The organism is Streptomyces sp., from assembly GCF_031178505.1.
Taxonomy (GTDB): Bacteria; Actinomycetota; Actinomycetes; order Streptomycetales; family Streptomycetaceae; genus Streptomyces; species Streptomyces gulbargensis.
In genome coordinates this window covers 1-1,851 of the sequence record NZ_JAPSIW010001009.1, presented here as the reverse complement: position 1 = coordinate 1,851, position 1,851 = coordinate 1, and the positions used below count along the sequence as shown (strand labels likewise).

Genomic DNA, 1,851 nt, shown 5'->3' with positions numbered 1-1,851 from the left:
CGGTGGCCGAGTGGAGGAGTTCGCCGATGCCGGGCCCCACGAAGGTGGCGCCGAGCACGATCTCGCGTTCGAGGTCGACGACCATGCGGGCGTGACCCCGGTAGCCGTCCGCGTACAGGCCGGCGCCTGCGACCTGCGTCATGTCGAGGTCCACGGCCCGGACGCGGTGCCCGGCCCGTTCGGCCTCCGCGAGTGTGAGCCCCACGGCCGCCGCCTCCGGGTCCGAGAACACCACCTGGGGCACGGCCGCGTGGTCGGCGGTGGCGGCGTGGGCACCCCAGCGGCCCGTGTCGAGGTCGGTGCTTCCGCTCGCGCGGGCGGAGATGGCCGCGCCCGCGATCCGGGCCTGGTACTTCCCCTGGTGGGTGAGGAGCGCGCGCCGGTTGACGTCGCCGACGGCGTAGAGCCAGTCGCTCCCGGACACCTTCAGACTGTCGTCGACGTCGAGCCAGGAGCCCGGTTCGAGGCCGACGGTCTCCAGGCCGAGGTCGTCGGTGCGCGGGGCCCGGCCGGTGGCGAACAGCACCTCGTCGCCCTCGATCCGGGTGCCGTCCTCCAGGATGACGGTCACGGGTCCGGAGTCCCCGTCGCGTTCCACGGCGGAGACCGAGGCGCCGGTACGGATGTCGGCGCCGCGCGCCGTCAGGGCCTCGGCGACGTGTTCCCCGACGAACGCCTCCATGCGCGGCAGCAGTCCCCCGCCCCGTACCAGCATCGTCACCCGGGACCCGAGGGCCTGCCAGGCGGTGGCCATCTCCACGCCGACCACGCCGCCGCCGACCACGATCAGCCGGCCGGGCACCCGGTCCGCGCTGGTGGCCTCCCGGCTGGTCCAGGGGCGGGCGTCCGCCAGACCCGGCAGGTCGGGCAGGAGGGCGCGGCTGCCGGTGCAGACGGCGACGGCGTGGCGGGCGGTGAGGACCTCACGCCCGCCGTCGGGGCGGGTGACGGTGACCCTGCGGGGGCCGTCGAGCCGCCCGTGGCCCCGGTGGACGCCGACGCCGATCGAGTCGAGCCAGTCCACCTGGCCGCCGTCCTTCCAGTGGCCGACGGTGGCGTCCCGGTGCGCGAGGACCTCCCGCGCGTCGAGCGGCCCCTCGACGGACCCCCGCAGGCCGGGGACCTTGCGGGCGTCGGAGCGGGCGAGGGCCGGGCGGAGCAGCGCCTTGCTGGGCATGCACGCCCAGTACGAGCACTCGCCTCCGATCAGTTCGCTCTCGACGATCGCCGCGCTCAGGCCCGCGGCCCGCACCCGGTCGACCACGTTCTCGCCGACCGGGCCCGCGCCGACGACCACCACGTCGTAGGTGTGCTCGTACCGCTGTCCGTCACCGGGGGTGTCCGTCACCGTTCGTGTCATGGCCCCAGTCTGGTGGAGGCCGCCGGAATAGCGCGACCGGATACGCCGTTGTGCGGGGCGTGTCCCCAGGGGACCGTGAGGACACCACCGGAGACCGAGAGGCAGGAAGCATGAGCACCGTAGAGCTCACCAAGGACAACTTCGACGAGGTCGTCACCGAGAACGACTTCGTCCTCATCGACTTCTGGGCTTCGTGGTGCGGTCCGTGCCGTCAGTTCGGCCCCGTCTTCGAGGCCGCCTCCGAGCGTCACCAGGACCTGGTCTTCGCGAAGGTGGACACCGAGGCGCAGCAGGAGCTGGCGGCCGCGTTCGAGATCCGTTCCATTCCGACGCTGATGATCGTGCGGGACAAGGTCGCCGTCTTCGCCCAGCCCGGGGCGCTCCCCGAGGCCGCCCTGGAGGACGTCATCGGTCAGGCGCGGAACCTGGACATGGACGAGGTGCGCAAGTCCATCGCGGCGCAGCAGCAGAAGCAGTGACCTGAACGCCCG

At 73.3% G+C, this 1,851-nt stretch carries 2 protein-coding genes; one reads left to right on the top strand and one right to left on the bottom strand.

The window, feature by feature from the left end; all coding sequences use genetic code 11:
• A partial coding sequence (locus RIF68_RS35645) for an NAD(P)/FAD-dependent oxidoreductase (protein ID WP_309055761.1) occupies positions 1-1,360 on the bottom strand: 1,360 nt, incomplete at its 3' end.
• 110 nt (positions 1,361-1,470) lie between these two features.
• On the opposite strand from RIF68_RS35645, the gene trxA reads away from it, so the two are divergent.
• A complete protein-coding gene (gene trxA, locus RIF68_RS35640; protein WP_309055759.1) occupies positions 1,471-1,839 on the top strand; it encodes a thioredoxin in 369 nt (122 codons plus the stop codon).
• Positions 1,840-1,851 lie beyond the last annotated feature (12 nt).

Coding starts and splice junctions, on each gene's coding strand:
- trxA (WP_309055759.1), top strand. CDS start 1,471: ATGAGCACCGTAGAGCTCACCAAGGACAACTTCGACGAGGTCGTCACC.